The following is a 5,732-nucleotide window of genomic DNA, read 5'->3' as shown; positions in this document are numbered from 1 at the left end:
TCTTCGGCTACCTCACCCCGGCCGAGACCAGACAGCGGCATCAACACGCCCTCGCGGCATAACGATCACGTGTCCGAGATCACGGGGAAACTTCAGCATCCTCCTGGGCAATCTGCAGAGCACCCGGCACGAGGTGCGCATGGGCTATGAGGATGTGGCCGTCGCCATCATGGCGCCCCGCTCGGGCAAGACCACCTCGCTCGCCATCCCCTCCATGCTCGCCGCGCCCGGCCCCGTCCTGCTGACCTCGAACAAGGCCGCGGGCGACGCCTTCACCGCCACGTACGAGGCCCGCTCCCGCGTCGGGCAGGTGTGGACCATGGACCCCCAGCAGATCGCGCACGCCGCACGCGAGATGTGGTGGAACCCCCTCGCCAGCGCGAAAACCCTGGACGGGGCGAACCGGCTCGTCGGACACTTCCTCGCCGCCTCGGTGGACGCCTCCCAGCAGGGCGACTTCTGGTCCAAGGCCGGCAGCAACGTCCTGTCCCAACTGCTGCTGGCCGCAGCGCTCGACGAGCGGCCCATCACCGACATCATGCAGTGGCTCGCCTTCCCCGCCGACCGCAGCCCGCTCGACATCCTCCGCGACCACGACTTCGCCGCCGTCGCAGCACAGCTCAAGGGCACCGTCGAGGGCCCCCCGGAAACGAGGGACGGCATCTACGAGACCGCCCGCCAGTACGCCGCCGCACTGCTGAACAACGAGATCGCCGCCTGGGTCACCCCGCAGAAGGACGTTCCCGAGTTCCGCCCGTCGGAGTTCGTCACCTCCACCGACACGCTGTTCCTGCTGAGCAAGGACGGCGGAGGCGGGGCCTCGGCGCTGATCGCCGCGTGCGCGGACTCCGTCATGCGCGCGGCCACCGCCCAGGCCGAACGCGCCGGCGGACGCCTGGACCCGCCCATGCTGGCGATCCTCGACGAGGCCGCCAACGTATGCAAGATCAGCGACCTGCCCGACCTGTATTCCCACCTCGGCAGCCGCGGAATTATCCCGATCACCATCCTGCAGTCCTACCGCCAGGGCCAGAAGGTCTGGGGAGACGCGGGCATGGACGCCATGTGGTCCGCCTCGACCGTCAAGGTCATCGGCTCCGGCATCGACGACCCCGACTTCGCCGACAAGCTCTCCCGCTTGATCGGCGACCACGACGTCGAGACCACATCGACCTCGCACTCGGAGTCCGGCAAGAGCACGTCGGTGTCGATGCGGCAGGAACGGATCCTGCCCGCCGACGCGATCCGCGCCCTGCCCAAGGGCACCGCCCTGTGCTTCGCCACTGGCATGCGCGCCGCCATGCTCGACCTGCGGCCCTGGTACCGAGAGCCAGGAGCCGGGGAACTGTCCGCGGCGTCCGCCCGCGCGTCGAAGGCAATCACGGCTCGCGCCGTCGCGAAGCACGCGCCGACACAGTCCGACTTCGGGACGGCCGCGTGAGCGACATACCGCTGCACCTGGTGCCGGTCCGCTCCCGTGAGGCGAAGGACTTCGTGCGCACCTGGCACCGTCACCACCCGCCGCCCGCAGGACAGATCTTCGCGGTCGGCGCCGCCGACGAGAGGGGCACGCTGCGCGCCGTGGCCATCGTCGGCAGGCCGGTGGCCCGTCACCTGGACGACGGCGCCACCCTCGAAGTCACCCGGACCGCCAGCGACGGCGCCCGCAACGCCAACTCGCTGCTCTACGGTGCCGCGTGGCGGGCGGCGAAGGCCCTCGGCTACCGACGGCTGATCACCTACACGCAGGACGGCGAGAGCGGCGCATCCCTGCGCGGCGCCGGGTGGCGCGTCATCGCCAGCCGGCCGCCCCGCGCCGGATGGCACACCCCGGCCCGCCCACGAGCCGGTCACGGCAACGACCACGTCACCCGCCTGCTGTGGGAAGCCCTGTGACCGAGCTCGTTTCTGCACAGCAACGGACCGACCATCTCACCTTGCCCCGTACCGCCCCGCGTCCTCCCGGAGTTGTCCTGCACACCGTCGACCTGACCGAACACACCCGCCTTCTCGGCGAGGTGGCCCCCGCCCTGAAGGAGCTGTCCGTGGAGGCGGCACGCATCCGGGAGAGCGAGATCGCCAAGCCCGTCCGAGAGATCGCACCCCTGAGCCTGCGGGTGCACGAGCTGGCGATGAAGTGCACGCGACAGGTGCACGACCTGTCGGTCAGCCAGTACCCCGCAATGAAGGACGGGGCCGACAACCTGGCGCTCCTCGCCGGCGCCTGCTCCAAGATCTCCCTGGCCGCCACCCTGTGCAACCTCGCCATTCATCACCGCACCGAGATTTTGCTGTACGAGGACGCCGATCCCACCCCGGCGACCAGCCGTGATCAGCTTCGCCGTGCCGGTGTCGAGATGCAGCAAGCGGCCACCACCTATCGCGCCGTGGCGCGACGGCTCTCCCGACGCCTCGCCTCATTCTCGGCGCGCGCTGAAGACCGGCAACTCATCGCCGAGACCCGCAGGCCCAGCCCGCAGAAGGCGCCCTCCACACCGCCCGTGCTCGCTGCCCGGCGCCGCGGATGACGACGCCGCCCGAGGGCTTCCTGTTCGACGTGGCCGCCCCGCCGACGCCGGTTGAGCGCCTGCTGCTGCTCTCAGACCAGTACGTGCAGCACAACGACATGCTCGATCGTCTCCTGCGGGCCCATCCGCCATCCGAGCCCAACGCCCACGCCGCCTCCGCCCAGCGACTCGCTTCTGCGACCCGCACCGCCCTCAAAGCGGTCACCGACGGACGCCTCTTCCGCAGTCCCGACCTGTCGGACGCAGTGGTCCGCCTTGAGCAGCTCGCCTTCCTGAGCAGTGCCTCCGCGGACCAGCAGCTCCCGATGGCGGCCGGCCGAGCACCTCCTGCTCCTCGCCGGCTACTTCACCCGGCACAACGACGCCCTGACTCGGCTGCACGTACCCGTCCGTTGCCGCGAGCGCACTGCCATTCCTCCCGGCCTGCACTTCCGAATCCCTTGGACCACCGTGTCACTTCTGGACATCCCCGACGTATTCATCGGGTCCACCGACGACGGCCACACCTTCGTCATCCTCAACCGCCCCGTCCGCGACGCCGACCGGCTGCTCACCGACGTCGGCTTCCTCCCTCGTGAACACCACGGCCGCAGGCTCTACCTGCTGCCTCCAGGCATCGCGCAGGACGTACACGAGCGCGCCGGCGTGGCGATGTTCGGGCTCTTGGCCCACACTCACGACCTCGTCGACCTTTCCTGGACCACCCGCTGGAGTCCCGACCAGCCGGCAGGCGGCCCAGAGCTGCACTTCCAGGTCCGGGCCGGCACGGTTGCCGTGACTCCCTCGACCACCGTCGCCCGGTTGCTGCTGGAGCAACACGGCTTCGTCCCCACAGCAGACGGCGCGTCCTACCGCACTCGGGACGGGCTGGGCGAGCGCCAACTGCTCAGCGCCGTCACCGCTGCCGAGGCACACGCGTACACCCACGGTCTCAGCGCGCGTGTCCACCTGGGCATCCCCACACCAGCCGACATCCCCGCCAGCACCCGCCGCCGCTCAGCTCCCGCGACCGGTCCGCGAACCACACCATCGGCCCCTCGCTGCGCCCGCTGACCACCCCAACGCATCCGGCACCGCCATCCGAGGAGCTTCCACGTCCTCCGACACCCCCACCGTGCATGATCTCGCCCGTGCCCTCGCCGACCAGCTTCACCCCGGTGCCGCTCCCCGGGACGTGACCGTCAGCTTCGGCGCCCGTCGGCAAGCCCCCGTCGAGTACCGCAGCCGCGGTCGGGGCGGACCCGTGACGGTCTACGCCCAGGCACTGCGCGCCGCCCTCTACGGCCTTCCCACGCTCGACGAGTCGCTGCCCACCGCGCTGGACTCGCTTCTGCAAGCCACGCACACCGCGACCGCCCCGGAACAGAAGACCGCCGTCCTGCGGCAGGTCGCCGAGCAGCTGCGCAACGCCGCCGAGATCATCCAGCGATACCAGTACCGAGCCCAGTGGGACCGCTTCCCCACCGATGTCGCCGAGCAGCTCGCTACTGCTCACGACCAGGCCCGGCAGATCGCCCAGGCCCTCGACCGCGTGGCCCCCGCCTTCAGCCACCATCCCACCACGCCCCGTGCCCAGGCCGCCCACGGCAGTGCCACCACCCCCGTGGCCTCCCCGCCCACGCTGGCACCACGCCACCGCTGACCTGCCGCGACAGCCCGCCCTCCGAAAAAGGCATCTCCTGGCCGCCACCGACTCCCTCCACGCCCTCCTTGCCCAACCCCGGTGCGCGCTCGGCGTGTTCGTTCCCGCCGGACTGCATCCGGCCCGCGCCGAGCGCCGTCAGCTCGACGAGATCGCTCGAGCTGGCGCCGATCTGTTCGAGATCGGCCTCGCCCACCATGACGCCGGCCTCGACGGGCCCGTCATCCAAGCCGCCTACCGCCGCGCTCTGAGCCGCGGAAACGTCCTCGCCCGCGCCCTGCGCGCGGTCGAGCACGCCGCTGGCCTTCGGCCGACCGTCGTCATGACCTACTGGGATCCAGTCCACCGGCACGGCCCCGAACACCTGGCCCGACTGCTCGCTGACGCGGGCGCCGCCGGGGCGATGGTTGTCGACCTGCCCGACGACCAGGCAGAGCGCTGGCAGGCCGCAGCGAAGGACGCGAACCTCTCCACCCCACGCCTCGTCCCGCGCCACCTCGCCGACACCGGTCTCGCCACCGTGGCCGCCGGTGCGTCGGGATGGCTCTACGCACCCGCCAGCACCGGCCCCACCGGCTACCGCGGCCCGCTCGACGTGCCCGCGCTCGCCGACTTCACGACACGCCTTCGTGCCGCGAGCCCCCTGCCCGTCGTGTCGGGCGTGGGGATCTCCACCCCGGCCCTCGCGGAACGCGTGGCGCCACTGGTGGACGCCGTCGTCATCGGCACCCCCGTCGTCCGCGCCCTGATGGCCTCCCCCGAGCAGGCCCCGGTGCTCACCACCGCGTTCGCCCAAGCCCTGTACCCGTACGCCACCACGGAGACCCGTGCCTGACTCCACCAACCCGGTCCCGGTCCTGTCCCGCATCGCCTCCGACGCGTCCTGTCTGCACCAGGCCCTGCGTGCCCTGCCCGCCGAACGGGGCGCATCCGCACTGGCCGCGCGTATCACTGACGCCCAGGACCTCGCCAGCATCGCTTTGCGGCTGTTTCTCACCCGCAGCCGCCAGAAGTCGCGACCCTCCCCTACGGACCTGCTGCTTCTTCACCGTGTCGCGCAGATCGCCAAGGCCGCCCAGGACGCCGCTGCCGAACTGACGGCTGCTCTTGACCGCGCCGTGGAGAACCAGCGCCGCCAGGCCGCCGCCACATCACGGCGGGTCGTCCTGATCGGGCCGACACCGCAGCAGTTCATCGAGTCGGCGCCGACCTCCTCGACCGCATCCCCGCCCTCTGCGACGCCCGCGAGTGGCCGGAATCCCCCTGCCAGTGACGCGACAGCCGCGATGTGAGCGCCCCCCTTTCCTACACTCAGGACAGACCATTTCAGATCAGCCCCGATTCCGCGCACTCTCCCTCGGCGCGGGAGTTCAATCCAGCACGCTCCTTGCACTGACAGCCGAGGGCATTCTCCCCAAGGTCGACTACGCGATTTTCGCCGACACCGGATGGGAACCCGCAGCGGTCTATGCACACCTTGACCGCCTGGAAGAAGAGATAGCCGCCCCCGCCGGGATACCCGTACTGCGCGTGTCGGCCGGAAATATCCGCGACGACGCCCT

At 70.8% G+C, this 5,732-nt stretch carries 6 protein-coding genes and 2 pseudogenes; all 8 read left to right on the top strand.

The window, feature by feature from the left end; all coding sequences use genetic code 11:
* Positions 1-97: 97 nt before the first annotated feature.
* Positions 98-1,441, top strand: a pseudogene (locus ABZ659_RS35630) (TraM recognition domain-containing protein); the annotation flags it as partial.
* A complete protein-coding gene (locus ABZ659_RS35625; protein WP_114873054.1) occupies positions 1,438-1,896 on the top strand; it encodes an XF1762 family protein in 459 nt (152 codons plus the stop codon). The pseudogene ABZ659_RS35630 and the gene ABZ659_RS35625, both read left to right, overlap by 4 nt.
* A complete protein-coding gene (locus tag ABZ659_RS35620) occupies positions 1,893-2,528 on the top strand; it encodes a hypothetical protein (protein WP_360229097.1) in 636 nt (211 codons plus the stop codon). The genes ABZ659_RS35625 and ABZ659_RS35620 overlap by 4 nt, the downstream gene beginning before the upstream one ends.
* Before the next feature lie 450 nt (positions 2,529-2,978).
* Positions 2,979-3,581 carry a hypothetical protein gene (locus tag ABZ659_RS35615; RefSeq protein ID WP_360229094.1) on the top strand — a complete coding sequence of 201 codons (603 nt, stop codon included), beginning with the start codon at positions 2,979-2,981 and terminating at the stop codon, positions 3,579-3,581.
* Between the two features lie 61 nt (positions 3,582-3,642).
* A complete protein-coding gene (locus ABZ659_RS35610; protein ID WP_360229091.1) occupies positions 3,643-4,170 on the top strand; it encodes a hypothetical protein in 528 nt (175 codons plus the stop codon).
* A complete protein-coding gene (trpA, locus tag ABZ659_RS35605; RefSeq protein WP_360229088.1) occupies positions 4,097-5,005 on the top strand; it encodes a tryptophan synthase subunit alpha in 909 nt (302 codons plus the stop codon). The genes ABZ659_RS35610 and trpA overlap by 74 nt, the downstream gene beginning before the upstream one ends.
* A complete protein-coding gene (locus ABZ659_RS35600; protein ID WP_360229085.1) occupies positions 4,998-5,462 on the top strand; it encodes a hypothetical protein in 465 nt (154 codons plus the stop codon). The genes trpA and ABZ659_RS35600 overlap by 8 nt, the downstream gene beginning before the upstream one ends.
* A gap of 31 nt (positions 5,463-5,493) precedes the next feature.
* A pseudogene (locus tag ABZ659_RS35595) lies at positions 5,494-5,732 on the top strand (hypothetical protein); the annotation flags it as partial.

This window comes from Streptomyces sp. NPDC006997 (assembly GCF_040635175.1).
Taxonomy (GTDB): Bacteria; Actinomycetota; Actinomycetes; order Streptomycetales; family Streptomycetaceae; genus Streptomyces.
Note: the sequence above shows the minus strand (reverse complement) of the source record. Positions and strands in the feature narration are given on the sequence as shown.